This is a genomic window from Streptomyces sp. NPDC032198, from assembly GCF_040636975.1.
Lineage (GTDB): Bacteria > Actinomycetota > Actinomycetes > Streptomycetales > Streptomycetaceae > Streptomyces.
The window spans coordinates 232,604-254,015 of the sequence record NZ_JBEZVL010000015.1 but is presented as its reverse complement, the minus strand read 5'-3'; the positions used below and the strand labels follow the sequence as shown (position 1 = coordinate 254,015).

General features: G+C 72.9%; 20 protein-coding genes and 1 pseudogene. 10 read left to right on the top strand and 11 right to left on the bottom strand.

Translation table 11 applies throughout. The features are described 5' to 3' along the window. Positions 1-464, top strand: a pseudogene (locus tag AB0E78_RS34395) (hypothetical protein); the annotation flags it as partial. Further along, on the top strand, positions 461-613 hold the full coding sequence (locus tag AB0E78_RS34390) for a hypothetical protein (protein ID WP_361841120.1): 153 nt from the start codon (positions 461-463) through the stop codon (positions 611-613). The pseudogene AB0E78_RS34395 and the gene AB0E78_RS34390, both read left to right, overlap by 4 nt. Here AB0E78_RS34390 and AB0E78_RS34385 read toward each other — a convergent pair. The 6 genes from AB0E78_RS34385 to AB0E78_RS34360 form a co-directional block, all read right to left on the bottom strand. Beyond that, the gene (locus AB0E78_RS34385) at positions 586-3,138 is read right to left on the bottom strand and encodes a penicillin acylase family protein (RefSeq protein ID WP_361841117.1); all 2,553 of its coding nucleotides are present in this window, start codon (positions 3,136-3,138) and stop codon (positions 586-588) included. The two genes, AB0E78_RS34390 and AB0E78_RS34385, sit on opposite strands and share 28 nt — an antisense overlap. Continuing rightward, positions 3,138-4,685 (bottom strand): sodium:solute symporter family protein, encoded by a 1,548-nt coding sequence (locus tag AB0E78_RS34380; protein WP_361841115.1) that lies wholly within the window; start codon positions 4,683-4,685, stop codon positions 3,138-3,140. Before AB0E78_RS34380 ends, AB0E78_RS34385 begins: the two co-directional genes overlap by 1 nt. Then, the gene (locus AB0E78_RS34375; protein WP_361841112.1) at positions 4,682-5,023 is read right to left on the bottom strand and encodes a DUF3311 domain-containing protein; all 342 of its coding nucleotides are present in this window, start codon (positions 5,021-5,023) and stop codon (positions 4,682-4,684) included. The genes AB0E78_RS34380 and AB0E78_RS34375 overlap by 4 nt, the downstream gene beginning before the upstream one ends. 98 nt (positions 5,024-5,121) lie before the next feature. Then, the gene (locus tag AB0E78_RS34370; RefSeq protein WP_361841109.1) at positions 5,122-5,922 is read right to left on the bottom strand and encodes an SDR family oxidoreductase; all 801 of its coding nucleotides are present in this window, start codon (positions 5,920-5,922) and stop codon (positions 5,122-5,124) included. Positions 5,923-6,006: 84 nt separating this feature from the next. Continuing rightward, on the bottom strand, positions 6,007-7,446 hold the full coding sequence (locus AB0E78_RS34365; RefSeq protein WP_361841106.1) for an aldehyde dehydrogenase family protein: 1,440 nt from the start codon (positions 7,444-7,446) through the stop codon (positions 6,007-6,009). Then, a complete protein-coding gene (locus AB0E78_RS34360; RefSeq protein WP_361841103.1) occupies positions 7,443-8,708 on the bottom strand; it encodes a M20 family metallopeptidase in 1,266 nt (421 codons plus the stop codon). Before AB0E78_RS34360 ends, AB0E78_RS34365 begins: the two co-directional genes overlap by 4 nt. A gap of 192 nt (positions 8,709-8,900) precedes the next feature. Between AB0E78_RS34360 and AB0E78_RS34355 the strand changes: the two genes are divergently transcribed. Then, entirely contained in the window at positions 8,901-9,677 is a 777-nt protein-coding gene (locus AB0E78_RS34355) for a FadR/GntR family transcriptional regulator (RefSeq protein ID WP_361841100.1), read from the top strand. Between the two features lie 16 nt (positions 9,678-9,693). Here AB0E78_RS34355 and AB0E78_RS34350 read toward each other — a convergent pair whose 3' ends face one another. Both AB0E78_RS34350 and AB0E78_RS34345 read right to left on the bottom strand, forming a co-directional pair. After that, positions 9,694-10,311, bottom strand: a complete 618-nt coding sequence (locus AB0E78_RS34350) for a MarR family winged helix-turn-helix transcriptional regulator (protein ID WP_361841097.1) — start codon at positions 10,309-10,311, stop codon at positions 9,694-9,696. 37 nt (positions 10,312-10,348) lie between these two features. Beyond that, positions 10,349-12,025, bottom strand: coding sequence for an FUSC family protein (locus AB0E78_RS34345; protein ID WP_361841094.1), 1,677 nt, complete (start codon positions 12,023-12,025; stop codon positions 10,349-10,351). A 153-nt stretch (positions 12,026-12,178) separates the two neighbouring features. On the opposite strand from AB0E78_RS34345, the gene AB0E78_RS34340 reads away from it, so the two are divergent. From AB0E78_RS34340 to AB0E78_RS34325, 4 genes are all read left to right on the top strand, one after another. After that, positions 12,179-12,736, top strand: coding sequence for a DUF5134 domain-containing protein (locus AB0E78_RS34340; RefSeq protein ID WP_361841091.1), 558 nt, complete (start codon positions 12,179-12,181; stop codon positions 12,734-12,736). Between the two features lie 128 nt (positions 12,737-12,864). Then, positions 12,865-13,800 carry a M56 family metallopeptidase gene (locus AB0E78_RS34335; protein ID WP_361841088.1) on the top strand — a complete coding sequence of 312 codons (936 nt, stop codon included), beginning with the start codon at positions 12,865-12,867 and terminating at the stop codon, positions 13,798-13,800. An 85-nt stretch (positions 13,801-13,885) separates the two neighbouring features. Then, positions 13,886-14,602: a phosphatase PAP2 family protein gene (locus tag AB0E78_RS34330; RefSeq protein WP_361841085.1), complete on the top strand. Its 717-nt coding sequence runs from the start codon at positions 13,886-13,888 to the stop codon at positions 14,600-14,602. A 236-nt stretch (positions 14,603-14,838) separates the two neighbouring features. Further along, positions 14,839-15,540 (top strand): HAD-IA family hydrolase, encoded by a 702-nt coding sequence (locus AB0E78_RS34325; protein ID WP_361841082.1) that lies wholly within the window; start codon positions 14,839-14,841, stop codon positions 15,538-15,540. A gap of 65 nt (positions 15,541-15,605) precedes the next feature. Here the strand turns inward: AB0E78_RS34325 and AB0E78_RS34320 are convergent, their stop codons facing one another. Continuing rightward, on the bottom strand, positions 15,606-15,851 hold the full coding sequence (locus AB0E78_RS34320; RefSeq protein ID WP_361841079.1) for a DUF2630 family protein: 246 nt from the start codon (positions 15,849-15,851) through the stop codon (positions 15,606-15,608). 192 nt (positions 15,852-16,043) lie between these two features. On the opposite strand from AB0E78_RS34320, the gene AB0E78_RS34315 reads away from it, so the two are divergent. After that, complete coding sequence (locus AB0E78_RS34315) at positions 16,044-16,736, top strand: helix-turn-helix domain-containing protein (RefSeq protein WP_361841076.1); 693 nt, start codon at positions 16,044-16,046, stop codon at positions 16,734-16,736. Here AB0E78_RS34315 and AB0E78_RS34310 read toward each other — a convergent pair. Beyond that, positions 16,724-18,226, bottom strand: a complete 1,503-nt coding sequence (locus tag AB0E78_RS34310; protein WP_361841073.1) for a hypothetical protein — start codon at positions 18,224-18,226, stop codon at positions 16,724-16,726. The genes AB0E78_RS34315 and AB0E78_RS34310 overlap by 13 nt on opposite strands. A 185-nt stretch (positions 18,227-18,411) precedes the next feature. On the opposite strand from AB0E78_RS34310, the gene AB0E78_RS34305 reads away from it, so the two are divergent. Continuing rightward, a complete protein-coding gene (locus tag AB0E78_RS34305) occupies positions 18,412-19,065 on the top strand; it encodes a DUF305 domain-containing protein (protein WP_361841070.1) in 654 nt (217 codons plus the stop codon). Positions 19,066-19,083: 18 nt separating this feature from the next. Here AB0E78_RS34305 and AB0E78_RS34300 read toward each other — a convergent pair whose 3' ends face one another. Beyond that, complete coding sequence (locus AB0E78_RS34300; protein ID WP_361841067.1) at positions 19,084-20,343, bottom strand: MFS transporter; 1,260 nt, start codon at positions 20,341-20,343, stop codon at positions 19,084-19,086. Between the two features lie 138 nt (positions 20,344-20,481). On the opposite strand from AB0E78_RS34300, the gene AB0E78_RS34295 reads away from it, so the two are divergent. Further along, complete coding sequence (locus tag AB0E78_RS34295; RefSeq protein WP_361841064.1) at positions 20,482-21,405, top strand: LysR family transcriptional regulator; 924 nt, start codon at positions 20,482-20,484, stop codon at positions 21,403-21,405. Positions 21,406-21,412: the final 7 nt, after the last annotated feature.

Sequence of the window (21,412 nt, the reverse complement as noted above, 5' to 3'; positions counted from 1 at the left end):
CCCCCGGCGACAGCTCGCCGACGGGCTGGCCCCGGCGACAACTCGCCGACGGGCTGGCCCCGGCGACAACTCGCCGACGGGCTGGCCCCGGCGACAACTCGCCGACGGGCTGGCCCCGGCGACAGCTCGCCGACGGGCTGGCCCCGGCGACGCTGACGCTTGCCGGGCGGCTCGGCACGGTGGTGCGCGAGGCGCGCGTCGCGCACGGCGATCCGGTGGCGGCGGGGGCGATGCTGGACGGCATCCTCCTCCTGACGGGCAAGGTGGCCGACGTGATCCGCACGGAGGGCGGCTTCGCGCGCGGCCACGCCCGTGTCGACGGCACGGGCGGCGACGCGGGCCGGGTGCTCGAACTCGGCCTCCAGAAGGAGCACTTGATGGCTACGCGCGACGGGGTGGCCGTGGCGGCCACGCCCGCCCTGATCTGCGTCCTGGACAGCGAGACCGGCGCCCCGGTGACGTGACCACCGAGGGCCTGCGCTACGGCCTGCGTGTCAGCGTCATCGCCGCCCGCTGCGACCCAGGCTGGATCACGCCGGGCGGCCTCGCGCTCGCCGGTCCCCGCTACTTCGGGTACGAGGTGGACTACCTGCCCTTCGGATCGGCCGCCTGAGCCCGCCCGGCGGACGGTCGCAGCGTGATCGTCCGTCGCGTGTGCTTCTCCACCGCGTCCCGGGAGTAGAGGAGCGGGAAGGAACCGTCGGCGGCCCAGCTCGCGAACAGGTCGTCGTAGTGCGGGCTGCCCGGAACGCCGGACTGCCCCGGCGAGTTCATCGCCACGGAGTCGTCCCAGGAGCCGACGTCGACGACGATCCTGAAGGTGGCCCCCGCGGTCTGCCGGAACCCGGGCCCGTAGGCGGCGGCGCCCACGGTGTCCCCGCTGCCGCCGCGCGGGACGGGGCCCACGGAGGCCCACCCCGGGGCGGGCCCGTCCAGCAGGGCGGCGATGGGGTGGTGCGGGTGGGCGTGGTGCAGGGCGCCCCAGGACCAGGCGGCCGGGTCGGGCCCCAGGAGCCCGGTGAGTTCACCGACGGCGGCGGAGAGCGTGCCGAGGAGCAATTGCGGGTCCGGGTCTCCGTCCAGGAGCTCCAGGTCGACACGGGCGTCCGCCGCGGCGTCCTCGGCGGGCAGGATCCGCGCCAGGGCCCGGTCGCGCTGCTCTTCGCCCACGATCCCTTCGAGGGCCCGGGTCAGCAGGGCGGGGCGCAGGTGGCGCCGGTACCAGACCTCGAAGAGGGCGGCGGCCGGTGAGCCGGCGGTGAGACGGGTGTCCCAGTCGCGGAGGAGGGCGAGGGCGGTGGTGAGGGGGTCGGCGAGGACGGTGGGGCGACCGGATTCGGCCGCGCCGGTCGCTGTGCCGACACCGTCACCCGTCGCTGCGTCGGCACCGGCACCGGCACCGGCACCCGTCGCAGCGGGCGCGGACGAGCCGTCGCCGATCAGGCCGTCCTCGACGGTGCCCTCACCGGGCGCGCTATGGCCGAGCGCGGAGGCGTCCGCCGCCGCGTCGCCGGGCGCGCGAGCCCCGGCCACCGCGCCCTCGCCCCGCAACCCCGCGAGCAGCGCCTGCACGCGGCGCCCCGGCAGGCTCACGTAGTCCGTCTGCAGGCGTACGCAGTCCTCGACGGTCCAGGCCGTGTGCGCGCCGAGTTCCTCCGTGATGCGGTCGTGGCGGGTCGGCGCGTACCAGTCGTACGTCACCGTCTTCTCCGCGTTCGGGTACGTGGGCGGCAGGTTCAGCTGGTTGGCCGTGGCGAACCAGCCCTGGGCCGGGTCGCGGACGGAGGGGAGTTCCTCCACGTCCAGGAAGCCGTCCCATTCGTAGCGGCCGTCGCCCGGCACCGGGAGGGTGCCGTCCCAGTTGGAGCGCACGGGCACGCGGCCTGCGGGCCGCCAGCCGATCGTGCCGTCGGGGGCCGCGTAGACCTGGTTCTCGCCGGGTGCGCCCCAGCGGCGCATCGCCGCCACGAAGGCGTCAGGGGTCGCCGCCCGCAGGTAGTCCATGCTGCCCAAGTAGGGGGCCATGCCGGGGCCGAGCCAGGCCGCACGGACCGCGAACGCGGCGTTCCGCTCCGGGAGTTCACGGATGACCGGGCCGTGCCGGGTGAACCACAGGTCGGCCGTGACCGTCTCGCCGCCGCGCACAGGGATCGACTCCCGGACGTGCGTCATCGGCTCCCAGCCGTCCTGGTACCAGTACTCGTGCGGGTTGGCCGGGTTCGTGCGGTAGACGTACAGGTCCTCCTGGTCGATCGGGAAGATCGTCAGGCCGAAGGCGACCTGTCCGTTGTGGCCGATGGAGATGCCGGGCAGGGCCGGTTCGCCCGCTCCGACGACGTCGATGCCCGGCGCCGAGAGGTGTGCGAGGTAACGCAGCGCGGGCAGGGCGATCCCGCGGTGCGGGTCGTTGGCCAGGAGGGGGCGGCCGGTGGCCGTACGAGGCGGGGCGATGACCCAGTTGTTGGAGCCGTCGAGGCCCTGCCGGGGCGCCGCGCCCGCCGCCCAGGGAGGCATGGTGGCCATCTCGTACACGCGCAGGACGTCGGCCGGGATGACGGACAGGTCGAGGCCTTCGGGGACACGCAGCCGGTGCGGGGCGGGCTCGCGTCGGCGGCGCAGGTCCTCCGCCCCGGGGCCGTGGTCGCGCAGGGTGAGGGCGCGGGCGACCTCGTCGTGGAGGTTGTACTGCAGGCCATGGCTGCGGACGCGTGCCACGTCGGAGGGGTGCCAGTACGCCGGTTCGTAGTCAAGCAGGGCGAATTCGGGAGGCAGTTGGGATGCGTCGGCACGGCAGAGGGACACGTACGCGTTGATGCCGTCGACGAAGGCCGTCGTCACCCGTTCCGTGTCGTCGCCGTACGCGCGCCACTCCTCGGCCATGTCGCCGCGGTAGAGGAACAGCCGTGCCGCGCGGTCGTGTTCGGCGTACCGCTCCCCCAGCACCTCGGCGAGCAGGCCGAGTCCACGGCGCCGCCACAGGTCGAGCTGGAAGAGGCGGTCGCGGGCGGCGTTGAAGCCCTGGGCCAGGAAGAGGTCGTCCTGGGAGGCGGCGTACAGGTGCGGGACGCCCCACTGGTCGATCCGGATCTCCACGGGCTCCTGGAGGCCCGGCACCTCGAAGGCATCCCTGTCACCCATCAGCGGGCCTCCTTCACGGCGGTGGACCCCGCTGAACTCTCGTCCGGTACAGCCGGGTTGGTGGGCCCGACGGCGGCAGGCCCGGGCCCCGGGGCCAGCCGGACGACCGCGAGCAGCACGACGAGGTTGGCGGCGAGCGCGATGATGCCGCCGTTCACCCCGTGGTACGGGTCGTTGTCGGTGGCCCACAGCGCGGTCATCACCGCGAGCCCGGTGAGCATTCCGGCGACGGCGGCCCGCGCGGTCAGCCGCCGCCAGAACAAGGCGAGGAGTACGACGGGCACGAGCTGCGCGAGGCCCTCGTACGACAGGACGGAGAGCTCGACGAGGGTGTTGGGGTAGAAGAGGCTGCCCGCGAGGGCGATCAATCCCGCGATGACGCAGACCAGTTGGGAGAGCCGCTTGGCCCGCATGTCATGCGCGTCGCCGGACGCCCCCTGCACACGGCGGCGGGCCCGTGGATCGGCGCCGTTGCCACCGCCGAGGACCGTGCGGCCCCACAGCGTGCCGATGGACAGCATGAAGACGCTCATCGGCACGATCGCCGAGAGCGCGCCCGCGACACCGATCAGCGCGACGACGGGTGAGGGCAGCGAATCGGTGACGAGGCTAAAGAGGGCCAGGTCGGGATTGCCCAGGGTCGGCATCACGAACAGGGCCGTCGCGCCGACCACCATCGGGACGAACAGGAGCAGTTGGTACCAGGGCAGGAGCAGCGCGTTGCGGCGCAGCGCGTTCGGGCTCTTCGCGCTGAGGTAACCGGCGACGGTGGTCGGGAAGATGGTGATCGTCACGGCGTTCAGGACCACGGTGCTCAGGAACCACATGGCGTTGCGGCCGCCGGACTCGTGCCCGGGGAAGGTCAGCCACTCGGGCTTCTCGGTCACCATGCGCTGCATGAAGTCGCCGAAGCCGCCGAGGTAGTGCATCGGGATGTAGACGGCGAGGAACACGACGGCGACGATCACCAGCATGTCCTTGAGGGCGCTGACCCACGCCGAGCCGCGCAGGCCCGACACGAGGATGAACACCTCGGCCACGACGAAGGAGATGACGGCGGCGACCTTGAGGTCGACGCCGCCGTACGTCATCGCGTTCACGACGACGCCCATGCCCTGAATCTGCACCTGGATGTAGGGGACGATGAAGACCGTCGCGACGACGGCGACGAGAATCCCCACCGGCCGCGACCGGAAGCGGAATTCGGCGATGTCCGCGATGGAGATGAGGCCGTGCCGGGACGCGTACGTCCACAGGGCGGGCCCGACGATGTACGCGACGGCGAAGCCGACGGTCAGATAGGCGACCAGGTAGAGGATCGGCGCGCCGAAGGAGTACGACCATCCCGCGGTGCCGAGGAACGAGAAGCTCGTGTACGTCTCGCCGGCCATGAGCAGCCAGATGAACAGGACGCCGAGTCCGCGGCTGGAGACGGACCATTCGGCGAGGCCCTTGGACCGGCCTCGGGCGCTCCATACGCCGATCCCGATGGTGGCGACCATGGCGAGCCCGAAGACGGTGGTGGCGACGGCTGCTGAGCCGTTCATCGGCTGCCCCCTTCGGTGTCGGTACCCATGAGGTCGTCGGCCGGGAGGGGTTCGACGGCGTTCGTGCGGTACGCCGGGTCGAGCCGGGCGGCGAGCCAGATGACCAGGGGGCTGATCACCGTGGCGGCGATGACCCAGGCCAGGAGGAAGGGGATGCCCAGGACGCGCGGCTCGATGCGGTTGGCGACGAGCGGGGCGAGGCCGTAGAGCACGACGGGGACGAGGAGCAGCCAGAGGGAGGGACGGGCCACGCCGCGGACGGAGGGGAGGCCGTCCAGCGGCGAGGCCGCGGGGTCCGGTGGACCCTGCTCGCCGCTGTCTTCGGCTGTGGGGGGCATGAGGGGGCTCCTTGGGGAAGGGCGGGGAGGGTCACGCGGTCAGACCGGTCTGACCGGCCAGACGAGTCACACGGTTCGGACGGAGGGGTTGTAGCGGTTCAGACGGAGGGGTCGTAGCGGCCGTCGACCGCCGTCCAGCCGCCGTCGACGCTCAGCACCGTGCCGGTGACAAAGGTGGACGCGTCCGACACGAGATAGGCGACGGCGCCGGCGAGTTCGTCGGCGCGGGCCCACCGCTTGAGCGCGGAGGCCTGGGCGTAGGCATCGAACCATGCGGGGTCGGCGGCGATCTGGTCGGTGAGCGGGGTACGGACGACGCCGGGCGCGACAGCGTTGAACCGCACGCCCTGCGGCCCCCATTCTGCGGCCGCCGTCCGCAGCAATTGGATCAGCCCCGCCTTGGACGCGGCGTACGGCCCCTGCCCCGGCTCCACCTGGAAGGCCCGCATCGACGCGAACCCGACCACGCTCCCCCGGCCGCGCTCGGCCATGCCGGGGGCGACGGCCTGGACGAGCGTGAGGTAGGAGCGCAGGTTCAGCGCGATGACGCGGTCGAACTCGTCGAGGCTGTAGTCGGCGAGGCGCTTGCGCACGTTGGCCCCGACGGTGACGACGAGCCCGTCGAGCGGCCCCCAGGCGGCGACGGCGGCACGGACGGCGTCGGGGTCGAGGACGTCCAGGGGGTGGGCGACGGCGGTGCCGACGCGTCCCGGCGTCGTCTCGCTCTCCTCCACGGCGAGCGCCGCCGTCCGGGCCGCCCCCTCCGTGTCGCGGTCGGCGACGATGACGTGTGCGCCCTGAGCGGCCAGCGCGCGGGCGGCCTCGCGGCCGATGCCACTGGCGCCGCCCACGACCGCGACGCGGCGGCCGTCGAGCCGGAACAGATTGGCGTAATCCATGGTGGTGCTGCCTCTCTTGCCGGGGGCCCCGGCTTCTCGGGACCCCGAGTGGGGCGACAGGTCCTACGGCCGGGGCGACGGTTCCTACGGCCGGATGACGACCATGCGGGTCACCGTCAGCTCCTCGATCGCGAACCTGGGGCCCTCGCGGCCGATGCCCGAGTCCCTGACTCCGCCGTAGGGGGCGATGTCGCTGCGGTAGCCGGGGACTTCGTTCACCACGACACCGCCTGCCTCGATGCGGTCCGCGGCCCCCAGCGCGGCCCGCAGGTCACGGGTGAAGACGGCCGCGTGCAGGCCGTAGCGGCTCGCGTTGACGAGGTCGTACGCGGTGTCCAGGTCCGGCGCCGTGCGCAGGCAGACGACCGGGCCGAAGATCTCCTCGTCCCAGGCGGGTTCGCCGTCGGGGACCTCCGCGAGGAGGGTCGGCGCGATGCACCGGCCGCCCGCGGCACGGGCTCCCCCGGCCACCAGCCGTGCACCCGCCGCTCGCGCCCTGCCGACCCAGTCGAGCACCCGCTCCGTGGCCGTCTCGTCGATGAGCGCCGAGACGCGGGTCCCGGGGTCCCGGGGGTCTCCGACCGCCACGTCCGGCAGCCGCTCCGCGAGCCGCTTCTCGAACTCCTCCGCGACGTCGGCCACCACGATGACCCGCTGTACGGAGATGCAGGCCTGCCCCGACGCGTAGAGCCCACCCCGCACCACCGCGTCGGCGGCGGCGTCGAGATCGGCGTCCGCGGCCACGACGAGCGCCGCGTTGGAGCCGAGTTCGAGGACCACTTTGCGGGGCGCCGCATCGCGCGCGATGCGGTGGCCGACGGCGGCGGACCCGGTGAAGGAGACCGCGGCGACCTCCGGATGCGTGGTGAGCGTACGGCCGACCTCGGCGTCGCCCGTGACGAGTTGCACCGCTCCGGCGGGCGCGCCCGCCGCCACGAGCTGCTCCCGTACGAGATGGACGAGCCGCAGGGTGGCGAGCGGTGTCGCCGGTGCGGGCTTGACGATCACCGGGCAGCCCGCGGCCAGCGCCGGTGCGATCTTGTGGGAGGCGAGCAGGACCGGGTAGTTGAAGCCCGCGATGCCGACGACCACGCCGACGGGCCGCCGTGTCCAGTAGCCGAAGAGGCCTTCCCCGGACGGCTGGAGGTCCAGCGGCACGGTCTCGCCGTGCAGATGGGCCACCTCGTCGGCGGCGGACTGCCAGGTCGCCACGGACCGCCGCATCTCGACCTCGCAGTCGACCCGCGGCTTCCCGGTCTCCAGGACCAGCAGGTCCACCAGCTCCGGCACCGCTTCGGCCAGCGTCGCGGCGACCCCGGTGAGCACCTGCCGCCGCACCCCGGCGGTCAGCCTGCCGACCCTCACCCGCACCGCGGCGGCGTGTTCGACCGCGCGCCTCGCGAGGTCTTCGTCACCGATCGGCGCCGTGCCGATCTCGCTCCCGTCGTACGGGAAGCGGACGGGGCCGGTGGCGGGCGCGGACACCCAGCCGTCCCCTACGGGCAGCCCTTCGGGGCACGTCATCGCGCACCTCCTGCGCCGCCGTCGGTCCCGGTGCCGTCGGTTCCGGTGGCTCCGTTCAGGAAGGCGTGCGCCGCGGCGGCGTACACCCGGGTGTACTCGACGATCTCGCGCACCTCCACGAACTCGTCCTTCTGGTGGGCGATCCACTTCCCGCCGGGTCCGTAGACGACCGTCGGCAGACCGGCGTCGCGGGTGAGGATCGTCCCGTCCGTGGTGCCGGGCACGGCCCCGAACGGCGGTGCGTCTCCGTGCACTTGACGGTGCCCGTCGACGAGGGCGGTGACCACCGGATGGTCCTCGGGGAGCTCGATGGCGGGCCGGTCGTCGACGACGGTGAGCCCGACGCCCACTCCCACGCTCCCGGCCGCCTCGACCGCGACCTTCCGTACGCGTTCGATGAGTTCGGCGTGGTCGGTGCCGGGAATCGTGCGAACGTCGACGCCGACGAACCCATGGGCGGGGATGACGTTGAGCTGATCAGGGTCGCCGCCGTGCAGGACGGTCGGCGTGACCGTCACGCTCCCGGCGTGCGGGTGGGTGCCGAACCGCACCTCGGCCCAGGTCTGGGCGCGGTCGAGCGCCTCGACGATGCGGGCGCCCGCCACGATCGGGCTCTTGGCCTCCTGCGGCATGGCGCCGTGGGCCATCACCCCATCGAGGTCGAGCCGGAGGCGGATGCCGCCACGGGCGGAGGTGCACACCTCGTACCCCTCGGGCTCGCAGACGATGACGCCGTCCACCTCACGCGCGAGCGGGGTGGCGGCGAACGCCTTCGCGCCGAGCATCAGCCCTTCCTCGTCGCAGAGCACGCCGAGGACGATGCGGCCGGGGAAGGGCCCGGCGAGCTGCAGGGCACGCACTCCGTAGATCATCGCCGCGACACCGGACTTCATGTCGGCGGAGCCGCGCCCCCACAGCTTGCCGTCGCGGATCTCGGCCCCGTAGGGATCGACGCTCCAGTCCGCCGGGTCCCCCTCGGTGACGACGTCGATGTGCCCTTCGAACATCAGGGTCGGCCCGGCACCGCCGCCGCCCTCGATGACGGCGACGGTGTTGGGCCGCCCGGGAGCGACCTCGACCACGTCGTACGTCCAGCCGAACTCGGTGAACAGCCGGGCGACGAGTTCGGCGGCCGGCCGCTCGACCTCGGTGGCTCCGGCCGCGTTGACGGTGCGCAGCCGGACCAGGTCCTGGGTGAAGGCGACGACGGCGTCGGGGTCGATGTCCGGGACGGCGGCGGCCGCGCTTGAGCTGGTGTGCATGGAACCTCCAAGTCGGCCGAGCATGAGGCCAGTCGACTGGTCAGACCAGTTGAGTTCCCGTACTCTGCCTCCACGTTCACGGCCGGGTCAACCATCAGATCTTGGTTTTCCCGCGCCGGCATCGCATGTCAGTCACCTACCTGTGTCAGTCACATCCCCGTGTCAGTCACCTACCGTGGAGGGGGCGGGCCGATGGCCGCCGACGACGCCGACCTGTTCCGGCCTGTCACACCGGTCCGCGCCTATCAGCGGGTGGCCGAGCAGATCGAGGAGCGCATCCTCAGCGGCGATCTGCCGCCCGGCTCCCGGCTGCCCGGCGAGCGCGAGCTGGTCAGCCGCTTCGGCGTGGGGCGCTCCACGGTCCGCGAGGCGCTGCGCGTGCTGCAGTCGGCGGGTCTGATCCGCTCCCGCCCCGGCGACCCGCTGGGCGCCGAGGTGCTCGGCGTCTCGCCCGACAACCTCAGCCGGGCCCTGGGCCGCCTGACCCGCTCCAGCGTGGCGACGCTCGGCGAACTGGTGCAGTTCCGCATGGTGTTGGACGCCGAGAGCAACAGTCTGGCGGCGCGTCTGCACGGAGCGGACGACCTCGCCCGGATGCGCGAACAGATCACCCGCATGGAAGCGCTCAGCCGTGGCGGCCCGGCCTCGCTGCACGCGTTCAGCGAGGCGGACGCGCTCTTCCATCGCGCGATCGCCGAGGCGAGCGGCAATTCCCTCCTGGGTCTGTGCGCACGCGCCGTGCACGAGGCGGTGGTGGAGGTCATCGAGAAGAAGATCGCGGGCGTCACGGACACCACGGCCTGGATGGAGCGCTCCATAGCCCATCACCGTGAGGTCCTGGCGGCGATCGAGGCGGGCGACGGGCCACTGGCCGCACGCCTGGGCCGCACGGCCCTGCACGAGTACTACGCGGATCATGTGGAGCCCGAGACACGGGAGTTGCTCGCGGCGTCGGTCGAGGGTCACTGAGCGCCCGCGGCGCCCGTCACCCCAAAAACCCCGGTGAAAGACCGAGCCGCCCCTCCAGCTGCCGCAGCAAGTCCCCCAGCAGTGCGCTGAGTTGGGCCTGCCCGTCCTGGTCGACGCCCGCGAGGACCACCGTCTCGTAGGCGAGCTGATCGGGCAGGAGCGAGTCGACCAGGTCGCGGCCCGCCCCGGTCAGGCCGACGTGCGAGACCCGGCGGTCACGGGTGTCCGCGCGCCGGTCGACCAGGCCGCGCTCCTGGAGCTGCTTGAGCCGCTTGGTGACGGCGGCGCCCGAGGAGAAGGTCTCGCGGGCCAGTTCGCCGGGGGTCAGTTCGTGGCCGGTGCGGCGCAGCGCGCCGAGGAGGTCGAACTCGGGGCGGGTCAGGCCGACCCGGCGCAGCGGGGCGTCCTCGGCCTGTTGCAGGAGGGCCGCGCAGCGGTTGATGCGGCCGATGACCTCCATCGGCCCGGTGTCGATGTCCGGCCGCACCGCCTGCCACTGCCGCACGACGGCGGCGACGGTGTCGCGGGGCGCGCCCGGGGCAGTGCCCGTCGCGCCCGCGGCACCACTCGCGCCGCCGTCTCCCGCACGGGCCACGGCGTCCTCCGCCGCACCCCGTTCGTTCCCGTTGCTCATGCGCCCCTGTCCTCGACCTTCCGCTCGGCCCGGCTCGTCACACCCGTACGCGCTCGCCGTGCTCCGTGCCGCGTACCGTCGCCGCGAGCGTACGGTGTCCGGCCTGCTCGGCGACCAGCACCCGCTCCTCGGGCAGGGCGCGCTGCCACCACTCGCCGGCCGCCGCGTCGTGGGCGGTGCGCAGGTCGACCAGTGCGGCGGTCAGGCCGCGGCGCGCCGGGCGCAGGGTGCCGGGTGTGGCGCGCGGGGCCGCCAGTGCCTGCTCGGCGCGGGCGCGGGCCCGGTCCGTGGCGTCGATGGCGAGCTCGATGTGGTCGGCGGCGCGCCGGTTGGTGACGGCGATCGCCGCGACGATGCCGAGCAGCGCGCCGACGAGTGTGTCCACGACCCGGTCGAGGATCAGCTCTCCGGGCTGCTGGAACCGTGCGAACTCGGTGACGAGGAGCGCCATCGGCGTGACGCACACGCTGCCCAGCCAGTAGTTGCGGCCCATCAGCGCCTCCGCCCCGAAGGCGAGCGCCAGGCAGCAGAGGATCAGCGCGGCGTGGCTGAGATGGGCGAGCGGGGCGATCGCGGCGAACGCGAGCACGCCGACGAGGTTGCCCACCACGCGCTGCACTCCCCTGTTCCAGGTGAGCGTGACGTTGGCCTGGTAGAGGGATGCCGCCGTGACCAGCGCCCAGTAGGGGCGGCCCACGCCGAGGGCCAGCGACGCGTATCCCGCGAGCGCGCAGCCGACGGCCGTGCGCAGCGCGATGGGCAGCAGCGGCGATCCGGGGCCGAGGCGCCGCCACAGCGGGTTGTTCGCCGGGGTGGCGGCCGACTCGGCCTCCACGCCGACGAGTTCGTCGTCCGCCTCGGACCGTACGCCGCTGGGGCGGGGCACGGCACTCGTGCCGCGCAGGCCCGTCGCCCAGGAGCGCAGCTGGGCGGGGTCCGCCGCCGACGGTGCCGCCAGGGCTTCCTCGGCGCGGATGACCAGGCGCTCCAGGGCGCGGCGCGCCGCCGTGCGGGAGCCCGTGGCGAACAGTGACTGCCAAGCAGCGTGGACGGCGGCTGCCGCTGCCGGGCGGGCGCGCTCACGGCCGGGGCCCGAGGCCTCGGCGTACGCGGCTGCCGCGCGCAGGGCCCGTGCGGTGGCGCGGCGCTCGGGGCCGTGCGGTCGCACCAGGGCGGGGGCCATGCCGACGAGCCAGGCCACGGCGCCCGCGCCGAGCGTCAGGGCGAGGTGGCCGGGGACCTGCCCGATGGCCTGCGGCGCGAACAGCGTGGCGGAGCTGATGAACGTGAAGATGAGGTGGCCGGGCGGGCCGATGCGGGTCGCGTCGCAGAGCGTCTTCTGCGCGGCGGCGAGCAGCGCCCCCACCGCCACGAGAACCGCCGCCGACGTGGTGAGCGAGGCGGCGACCATCGCGATCCCGACACTGGCGAGCATGCCGAGCACGACCCCGGCGAGGGCTCGGGCCCGCGCGGCGTACGGGAGGTTGTGGGCGTAGAGGGCACAGAAGGATCCGGCCATCGTGTACATGACCAGATCGAGGCGGCCGAGCGCGAGGAGCGTCAGATTCGGTATCGCGGTGGCGACGACCACGCTCGACGCGGGCTTGAACCAGATGTCGGCCGGCCTGCCCGTACGCAGCACACCGGCGAGCGGGAGTCGACGGACACGGGAAGGGGCGGAGGGGCCGGGCGGGGGTGGTGGTGTGCTGCTCATACCCAGAAGGTTAGCAAGTGTTTTACTCGAAAACGATTTAGTCCGGCGCCACCCGCTCCCCCTCCGCGCTCCCCGCGTACACCCACGCGCTCGCGTACGACGCCCCGCGCGAGGGCATCGACCCGACGACACCGTCGATCGGGGAGGTGTGCGGTGCACGGACCGGCGCAGGCCGGCTGGCTGCTCGTCGCGCTGTGCGCGGCGACCGGGTCCTACTGTCTGCTGCGGATGCGCAGCAGGCTCGAGGCACAGCGCCGCACGGCGGGCGAAGAGGCGCTCATGGGGTTCGGGATGGCGCTGATGGCGCTGCCCGCGGCCGTTCTCGCCCCACCCCGGTGGGCGTGGCTGGGATACGCGGCCGTGTTCGGTGCGGCGGCGCTCCGCACGCTCTGGGCGGCCCGCCGGAATCGGCACCACCTGCATCACCTGGTCGGCGCCTGCGCCATGGTCTACATGGCGGCGGCCATGGCGGCGACGCCCACCGCGCACGCGGAACACGGGGGCGGGGGCACCCCGGCGCTCACCGGAGCCCTGTTGCTGTACTTCGCCGGGTACGTGCTGGTGTCGGGCGTCCGCCTGCTGCCCGCACCGGTGCTCGCGACGGCGGAAGGGGGCGGGACGGTCACGGGGTGGGCCGACCGCACGGAACTGGCGATGGCGTGCCGCCTCTCCATGGGGATCGCCATGATCGCGATGCTGCTGACGCTGTAGGACGACGGGGGGGCGACTCGCGGGGCGGCGGGGCCGTAAGGGGTGATATCCCGCGATCGGCCGTGGCGTGCGTCACTTGAGGCGATAGGCCATACCCTCCGACAGCGCCGCCCTCATAGTCTTGACGCATGTTGCTCCCCGTTGCGCTGTTGCTGCTGGGCGCCCTCACCGCCGTCGTCGCCCCGCGCCTCCTCGCACGCGCCGACTGGCCGGAGCGCGAACCGGTGGTCGCGCTGTGGGCGTGGCAGTGCGTCGTGGCGGGTGTGCTCATGTGCTGCGCCCTGTCGATGACCGTGAGCGCCGCCGCCGCGTGGCAGGCCGTGCGCGGCCATGTCTTCGCCCCCGCGCCGCACGACGTGGTCGAGGCGTACGCGCTCGGGGCCGGCGGTTCCTGGGCACCCGCGACCGCCGTGGCGCTGGCCCTGGGCGGCGTGTGGACCGCCGCGATGCTGACCCGGGAGATCGTCCGGGCCCGGGCCAGGCGCCGCAAGGGGCGCAGCGAACTCCTGCTGCGCGCGCCGCTGTTGCCCGGCGAGGAGCCCGGCGCCGACCGTCTCGTCGTCCTCGAGGGCGAGCGTCCGGACGCCTGGTGGCTGCCGGGTTCCGCTCCCCAACTGGTCATCACCACCGCCGCGTTGCGCCGACTGAAGGGCCGTCAGCTGGATGCCGTGCTCGCTCATGAGCAGGGGCACGCGCAGGCACGGCACGACTGGCTCCTGCACTGCTCTGGTGCGCTGGCCACGGGGTTCCCGCAGGTGCCGGTCTTCGCCGCGTTCCGGGACGAGATGCACCGCCTGGTCGAGCTGGCCGCCGACGATGTGGCCTCGCGGCGCTTCGGGCGGCTGACGATCGCCCTCGCGCTGGTCGAGCTCAACGAGGACCGGGGAGTGTTCGGCCCCTGCCCGACCCCGCAGGCACACGTGCCGCAGCGGGTGCACCGGCTGCTGGCCGCGCGGCCGCGGCTGACCGCGGGCCGGCGGCTGCGGCTGACGGCAGCGGCGGCGCTGGTGCCGGTGGTCCCGCTCCTGGTGACCTTCGTTCCGGGCCTGCGCGCACTGGGATAGCCGCCCGCCCCGGAACGCGCGGCCACACGCCACGGGCCGCGCCCCGGGATGGCCCCGGACCCTGTCCGTCGGCGAGGATCTGTCCATGCACCCCGCCGCACCCATCGACTCACCGCCCGGCCCGCCCCGTCCGCGCAAGCCCCGCGCGCCGCTCGTCGCCGCCCTCCTGGCCGCCCTCTCGTTCGTGCTGATCCTCCTGGTCGAGCTGGAGTGGGGGCCGCTCGGCACCGTCGACGGCGCCATCGCGCGCACCACGCATCGCTGGGCCGTCGCGCACGACGGCCTCACCCACGCCAGCCGCATTCTGACCGACTGGGTGTGGGACCCGTGGACGATGCGCGCGCTGATCACCGTGGCCGTGGTGTGGCTCGTCTTCCGCGGGGAGCGCCGGCTGGCCCTCTGGCTCGCCGCCACCTGCCTGGTGGGCACACTGCTGCAACAGGGGCTGAAGGCAGCGGTCGACAAGCCCCGCCCCGTCTGGCCGGACCCGGTGGACTCCGCCCACTTCGCGGCGTTCCCCTCGGGCCACGCCATGACGGCAGCGGTCGTCTGCGGCCTCCTCCTCTGGCTGCTGCGGGTGTACGGCGTGGGCCCGGCCGTATGGCGCGCGGGCGTGACCATCGCCGCGGTCTCCGTCATCGGGGTCGGCGCGACCCGCATCTGGAACGGCGTGCACTGGCCCTCGGACGTCGTCGGCGGCTGGCTCCTTGGCGCCCTGATGGTCGCCCTCGCCATCGCCACGTACGACTACCGCCCGAGCGCCCGACCGCCGGAGACGCCGGAGACGCCGGAGACCACCTGACGCCCACCGTCCCGGCACACCCACCGGCCGGACCCCGCACGGACGTAGCCACCGCTGTCGTCCGCGCCGCCGAGATCGGCACGCAAGCCATCAGGCGCCCCGCAACCCGATTGTTCGATGCGCCGACGGTCGCGACGCCCGCCTGCGGGCCGAACACCGCGCACCGCGTGCCGCCCAACCCGCCCCCGGCCAAGCCCCCTTGACCGCCCCTCCGCCGGCCCCGGAGGATTCCCTTCATGACGATCAAGGGCGCGCTCTTCGACTTCTCCGGGACCCTGTTCCGCATCGAGTCCGCCGGGGAGTGGCTGCGGGCGGTGCTCCTGGAGGCCGGACTCCCGCTCCCCGAGGCCGAGTTCGAGCGGCTGGCGGCCGGGCTCGAGCGGGCCGGTGCCCTGCCGGGCGGGGCGCGGCCCGAAGTCGTTCCCGAGCGGCTCGCCGAGCTGTGGGCCCAGCGCGACCGCAGCGCCGCACAGCACCGCGCCGCGTTCACCGGGCTCTCGCGCGAGGTCCCGCTGCCCGATCCGCTCCTGCACGACGCCCTGTACGACCGCCACATGCGGCCGGAGGCCTGGCATCCCTACGCCGACGCGGGCGAGGTGCTCGCCGGGCTCCGGGAACGGGGCGTCCGCGTCGCGGTGGTCAGCAACATCGGCTGGGATCTGCGCCCCGTGTTCCGCGCCCACGGCCTCGACCCGTACGTCGACGCGTACGCCCTGTCGTACGAGCACGAGATCCAGAAGCCGGACCCACGCCTGTTCGCGCACGCCTGCGAGGCGCTCGGCGTCGGCCCTGTGGACACGCTGATGGTCGGCGACGACCGGCACGCGGACAGCGGCGCCACCGCACTCGGCTGCACCGTCCACTTCGTGGACCACCTGCCCGTGGACCAGCGCCCGGACGCTCTCCGCCCCGTCCTCGACCTCATCGACCGGACCTGATCCAGGACATCGGACGCCGCCGGACACCCGGCCCGGCTACTCCACGGGCCGAGGTGCGCCACCGTTCATGAGCGGTAGCCCTCGACCTCGGCGGCGGGACGCGCCCGTGCCTCGTCCGGGTTCTCGCCGAACTCCGCCTTCGCGCGCCGCTGGCGCAGCAGGTCCCAGCACTGGTCGAGTTCACGTTCCAGCACGCCGAGCCGCGCGCGCTCCGTGGCCTCGTCGATCGCTCCCGACGCCAGTGATTCCCGCAGGGTCCGCTCGTCGTCGACCATCGACGAGATCCGGGACAGAATCTGCTCTTGGTCCATCTCAGTACGCCTCCTCGGCCCCCCGGCCCACTGTAAGGAGGGTTCGGCCGATCGGCACCCGTGAGCAGGCAACACTCCCCCGCGGTGTTGCCTGCCCCAGGTCGCGCCGGGCCGTGAGACGACCACCGAGGGTCCTCGCCCGAGACACTCTGAGTATACTGGCTCTGAGCCAGTCAACGCAGGAGTTACAGGATGTCCCCGCGTAGCGCATCGGTCAATGAAGAGTTGCGAAGGCGTTCCAGGGAACGGCTCCTGCAGGCCACGGTCGAGCTCGTGAGCGAGCGCGGCTACGAGGCGACGACTCTCGGCGACATCGCGGACCGCGCGGGCTCGGCCCGCGGCCTGGTGTCGTATTACTTCCCCGGAAAGCGCCAACTCCTGCAGTCGGCGGTGCACCGGCTCATGCACCTCACCCTGGAGGAAGCACTCGAACGGGAGCCGCGCAGCTCGGACGGGCAGGAGCGCCTGGCCCGCGCCATCGACGCGATCCTCGGCCTGGCGAGGGAGCAGCCCCTCCTCATGCGCACCCACATGGCGGGAATCCTCCAGGCGGACGGATTCGTGCGCTGCCCGGAGCAGCAGCACCTCGCCGAAGTGCTCCGCGACACCGTCGTACACCACGGGTCGCCCGACGTGGACACCGATTACCCCCTGCTGCGCGCCCTCCTGATGGGCGCGGTCTTCGCGGTGCTGCTTCCGGGGGCGCCGATGCCTGAGGGCGCGCTGCGGGCCGAGCTGTTCCAGCGGTACGGGCTCGCGTGGGAGCTCGGGGTCCCGCCGGGCGACGAGCCGCCCGGCGGGACACATGGGCGAGCCGACGAGCAGGGCGCGCAGGAGACGCGGCCCGCTCAGGGGTTCGCACCGGGGTCCGCTCAGTCGAAGTAGTCCGGCTGGGTCTGGACGTTGAGCTCACGGACGCGGACCCGCTCGGCGGGATCCGTCCGCTTGTCGTCGATCTTCAGGACGTCGAAGCCCTTGGCGATGTCGTTCGAGTAGATGTATCCGTTGTAGTAGTACGCCGACCAGGAGCCGCCGACCTGGAGCGTGTCGGCGGACAGCGGGCCGCGCTCGAAGTAGCCGATCTCCTTCGGCTTCGAGGAGTTGGTGAAGTCCCAGACGGAGACGCCGCCCTGGTACCACGCCTGGACCATCAGGTCCTTGCCCTTGACCGGGATCAGCGAGCCGTTGTGGGCCACGCAGTTCTCGGTCGCGGCCTGGTGGCGCGGGATCTTGTAGTAGCTCTTGAAGACGAGCTTGCGGTGATCGCCCTTGCCCGTGATGTCGTAGATGCCGTTGGCGCCGCGCTCCGGGCCGGTGGCCTCGTCGCAGGTGGCGCCGCCACCGCCGCCCAGCTCATCGGTGAAGACGACCTTGTTGGCCCGCTGGTTGAAGGTCGCCGAGTGCCAGAATGCGAAGTTCTTGTTGTCCTGGACCTGGTCGATGACCTTGGGCTTCTCGGGGTTCTTGATGGAGAAGAGGATGCCGTCACCCATGCAGGCGCCGGCCGCGAGGTCCTCGGAGGGCAGCACGGTGATGTCGTGGCAGCCGGTGGTCTTGGAGACGCCGGGGTTGGTGGGCCCGCCCGGGTTGCCGCCGCCGTCGGGGCCCTCACCCGGGAAGAGCACGGGGAAGTCGATGACCGCCGCCTTCTGCGGGGCCTTGCGCGGCACCTTGATGACGGAGATGCCGTCATGCGGCGGCTGGCAGTCCGGGAACGTCGCACTCGGGGAGTACGAGGAGACGTACACGTAGACGTTCTTCTTCTCCGGCACCAGCGTGTGGGTGTGCGAGCCGCAGGCGGTCTCGACGGCGGAGACGTACTTCGGGTTGGCCTTGTCGCTGATGTCGAAGACCTTCATGCCCTCCCACGACGACTTCTCGGTCGCGGGCTGCGTGGTGCTGTTGCAGGAGCTGTCGCTGCGCGAGGAGTCGGTGGAGAGGAAGAGCAGGTTCCCCGAGACGGAGACGTCGTTCTGCGAGCCGGGGCACAGGACCTGGGAGACGGTCCGCGGCTTCTTCGGGTTGCTGATGTCGTAGATGCGGAAGCCGTCGTAATTGCCCGCGAAGGCGTACTTCCCCTGGAAGGCGAGGTCGGTGTTGAACCCCGGCAGCGCGTCCTTGGGGATGTTCGCGAGGTGTTTGATGTTGTCCGAATGCACGATCTCGTCGGGCGCGGGTATCTCGCCGTTCTTGATGGCCGCCCTCGCGTCGGCGGCGTCACTCTTCGACACGCTCTTGGGCGCGGCCGGCGAGTCGCCCGGATCGGGCGTCGCCCCGGCGGGCGCCGCGCTGAACAGGGCCGCGATCAGACCGAGCGCTGCCGCGCCGACGCCGAAGCGTCTGCGCCGAGTTCGGGGGTTGTCCAACAGGGTCACTGCGTCCTCCCTAGTCGCCGTAGTCACCGTTCATGGTCGAACGGTTCACGGACACCCGCAGTATCGTGCTCATCATGCACAGATCAACAGATGGCAACGCATCTGTAATGAAAGTTTTTGATCACCACCGCGCGCAAGCGTGCTAGGACGGTCCTCAACTCCCCCGCGCGCCACAGGAGGCAGCCGTGCTCCACCGTCGTACGCCCGCCGTCACCGTGTTCCTCACGGCTGCCGTTCTCGCGCTCGGCGCCTGTGATTCAGGTGGTTCCGACGCCGGTTCGGAGCCGGGCAAGAAGGCCGCGCCTGGCCCGTCGGTGATCGCTCCCGGCAAGCCGGGCGAGACGGCCGCGACCCTGTCCGCCGAGGACGCGGCCAAGAAGAGAACCGACGACGACTCCCCCAACTCGGCGGACTTCAGCTACACCCAGATGATGATCACGCACCACGGCCAGGCCCTGACGATGACCGAACTCGCCCCGAAGCGCGCCGATTCCGAGAAGGTCAAGCGTCTCGCCGACCGCATCGCGGCCGCGCAGCGCCCCGAAATCGGCGCCATGAAGGGCTGGTTGAAGAGCCACGGCGGCGCGAAGAAGCAACCCGGCCATGACCACGGGACGATGCCGGGCATGGCGACCGAGGGGCAGCTCAAGCAGTTGCGTGCCGCCAAGGGCAAGACGTTCGACGAGCTCTTCCTGAAGCTGATGATCACGCACCACAACGGCGCGGTCACGATGGCCACGGACGTGCTCTCCGACGGCAACAACATCCAGGTCGAGGAGATGGCCAACGACGTGATCGCGCAGCAGACGGCGGAGATCACGCGGATGCGCAAGATGTGAGGCGCGCGGCGCGGGGCCTCAGCCGCCGGCCCGGGCGGTGGCGTCCCGCCCGTCGTGCGGCTCGAGCGGCTCGTGCTCGCGTCGTGGCAGCAGCAGCGGAGTGGCGAGGATGAGGACCCCTGCGATCCCGACCGCGGTGCGCGGTCCCGTGACGCCGGCCAGCAGCCCCCACAGGCCGGTCATGGCGGCGATGGAGAGCTTGCTGGTGACCGACCAGGCAGACAGGGTACGGGCGACGCGGTCGGCCGGGGTGTGGTCGAGCCGGTAGGTGGCGAACACCGGGTTGAACACGCCGGAGCAGGTGATCAGGCCGAACTCGACGACCATGACGAGTACGAGCCCGGCGACACCGGGGCCGATGAAGGCGAGGCCGATGAGCCAGCACGCCCGCAGCGTCCCGGCGGTGAGCAGGACCCGGTGCCGCCCGCACCGTTCGACGAGCGGCCGGGCGAGCCGCGAGCCGATCAGGCCGCCGAGGCAGGGCACGGCGAAGGCCAGTCCGTACTGCCAGGGCGCGAAGCCGAGCTCGCCGACCATCAGGACGATCAGGAGCGGCGAAGTGGCCATGATCAGGCCGTTGTTCAGCAGCGTGTTGAAGAACAGCGGGCGCAGCGCCGGGCCCGCCAGGATGAAACGCCACCCGTCGAGCAGGTCACCCGCCCGGAAGCGGGCCGACGGCCCGGTGCGCACGGGGTGCGGCTCCTTGCCGCCGATCGCGCGGAGCCCCAGGGCCGAGAGCAGGTAGCTGACCGCGTCGGCCACCACCGTCATCACCGGGCCGAAGGCGCCGATCACGGCCCCGCCCAGCGGCGGTCCGAGCATCAGGGCGGTCCAACTCGTCGACTCCAGGCGGCCGTTCGCGACGAGCAGGTCGTCGGGCCGTACGAGCGCCTTGAGACTCGCACCGCTCGCGGCGCCGAAGGCGATGTCGGCCGCGCCGACGACGACCGCCACGAGCAGGAGCTGCCCGAACCCGAGCAGACCAAGGGCGTACGCGGCGGGGATGCTGAGCAGCGCCGCGCACCGGACCAGGTCCATCGTGATCATCACTGGCCGCTTGCGGCGGAACTCCACCCACGGCCCGAGCGGCACCGCCACCACCGCGCCCACCGCGAAGCCCGCCGCCGCGAGGAGCGACACCTCCGCGGGACCGGCGTCCAGGGCCAGGATCGCGATCAGGGGGAACGCGTCGAACGCGAGCCGCGTGCCGAACGTGCTGACCGTGTAGGCCGCCCACAGCCATCCGAACGGCCGCCCGAGGGACCTCCTGGCCTCCATGCCCGGTGCCACCCCTCGCCTCGTGCTCGAACCGTCCCGATCGACCTGCGGCATCCAAACCGGCGGCGGGTCCGCAGGTCAAACAACCGCGGCGGCCGGGCGGCCACAACCATCGGTTGTGCTCCTAGGATGACCTGCGTGGATCTTCATGCCGTGCGCACCTTCGCCGCCGTCGCGGACGCCGGGCAGTTCCAGGCGGCCGCCGGTGCGCTCGGGGTGACCCAGCAGGCCGTCTCCAAGCGTGTCGCCGCGCTGGAGAAGGATCTCGGGGTGCGGCTGTTCACCCGTGGCGCGCGCGGCGTCCGGCTCACCGTCGACGGGCAGGCGTTCCTGCCGCACGCCCGTGATCTCCTGCGCGCCGAGGAGCGGGCGGCGGCGTCGGTGCGGCGCGGCCGCCGGGCGCTGCGTGTCGACGTGATCGGGCGGCGGCTCGCGCCCGCGGGGCTGCTGAGCGGCTTCCGCCGGGCGCATCCGGGGACCGAGCTCGACGTCGTGACGCTCTTCGACGCCGACGCGGCCCTGACCGCCGTCCGCTCGGGCACGGTCGACGCCTCCTTCCGCGCCCTCACCCTGCCCGCGCGGGAGCTGCCCGAGGGCATCGAGGCCGCCCGGGTCTTCGACGAGCGCGTGCAGCTCCTCACCGGGCCCGCCCACCCGTTCGCGGCCGCCCCCGAGGTGACCCCCGCGCAGCTCGCCGGGCACCGGATCTGGATGCCCGGCCTCGTCGCCGGTACCGAGTGGGCCGCCTACTACGAGGCGCTCGCCGCCGCCTTCGGGATCAGCATCGAGGCGACCGGGCCGGACTTCGGGACGGAGCCGCTCCTCGACACGATCGCCGGGTCCCCCGTCCTCGCGACCTTCGTCGGCGAACGGACCCGCCTCAACTGGCCCGCCGAAGACGACCTGCGGCGCGTCGCGGTGCACGGCCCGACGCCGGTCTACCCGCACTCGCTGATCTGGCACCGGGACAACCCGCACCCCGCGCTCACCGCCCTGCGCGACCACCTCGCCGCCACGCGGCCCGGCCATGCCGGGACGTGGACGCCGGCCTGGGCGTGGTGAGCGGCAC

Bases quoted from the DNA above. Each gene is read 5' to 3' on its own strand.
- AB0E78_RS34385 (WP_361841117.1), bottom strand. From the start codon at position 3,138: ATGGGTGACAGGGATGCCTTCGAGGTGCCGGGCCTCCAGGAGCCCGTG.
- AB0E78_RS34380 (WP_361841115.1), bottom strand. From the start codon at position 4,685: ATGAACGGCTCAGCAGCCGTCGCCACCACCGTCTTCGGGCTCGCCATG.
- AB0E78_RS34375 (WP_361841112.1), bottom strand. From the start codon at position 5,023: ATGCCCCCCACAGCCGAAGACAGCGGCGAGCAGGGTCCACCGGACCCC.
- AB0E78_RS34370 (WP_361841109.1), bottom strand. From the start codon at position 5,922: ATGGATTACGCCAATCTGTTCCGGCTCGACGGCCGCCGCGTCGCGGTC.
- AB0E78_RS34365 (WP_361841106.1), bottom strand. From the start codon at position 7,446: ATGACGTGCCCCGAAGGGCTGCCCGTAGGGGACGGCTGGGTGTCCGCG.
- AB0E78_RS34360 (WP_361841103.1), bottom strand. From the start codon at position 8,708: ATGCACACCAGCTCAAGCGCGGCCGCCGCCGTCCCGGACATCGACCCC.
- AB0E78_RS34355 (WP_361841100.1), top strand. From the start codon at position 8,901: ATGGCCGCCGACGACGCCGACCTGTTCCGGCCTGTCACACCGGTCCGC.
- AB0E78_RS34350 (WP_361841097.1), bottom strand. From the start codon at position 10,311: ATGAGCAACGGGAACGAACGGGGTGCGGCGGAGGACGCCGTGGCCCGT.
- AB0E78_RS34345 (WP_361841094.1), bottom strand. From the start codon at position 12,025: ATGAGCAGCACACCACCACCCCCGCCCGGCCCCTCCGCCCCTTCCCGT.
- AB0E78_RS34335 (WP_361841088.1), top strand. From the start codon at position 12,865: ATGTTGCTCCCCGTTGCGCTGTTGCTGCTGGGCGCCCTCACCGCCGTC.
- AB0E78_RS34330 (WP_361841085.1), top strand. From the start codon at position 13,886: ATGCACCCCGCCGCACCCATCGACTCACCGCCCGGCCCGCCCCGTCCG.
- AB0E78_RS34325 (WP_361841082.1), top strand. From the start codon at position 14,839: ATGACGATCAAGGGCGCGCTCTTCGACTTCTCCGGGACCCTGTTCCGC.
- AB0E78_RS34320 (WP_361841079.1), bottom strand. From the start codon at position 15,851: ATGGACCAAGAGCAGATTCTGTCCCGGATCTCGTCGATGGTCGACGAC.
- AB0E78_RS34315 (WP_361841076.1), top strand. From the start codon at position 16,044: ATGTCCCCGCGTAGCGCATCGGTCAATGAAGAGTTGCGAAGGCGTTCC.
- AB0E78_RS34300 (WP_361841067.1), bottom strand. From the start codon at position 20,343: ATGGAGGCCAGGAGGTCCCTCGGGCGGCCGTTCGGATGGCTGTGGGCG.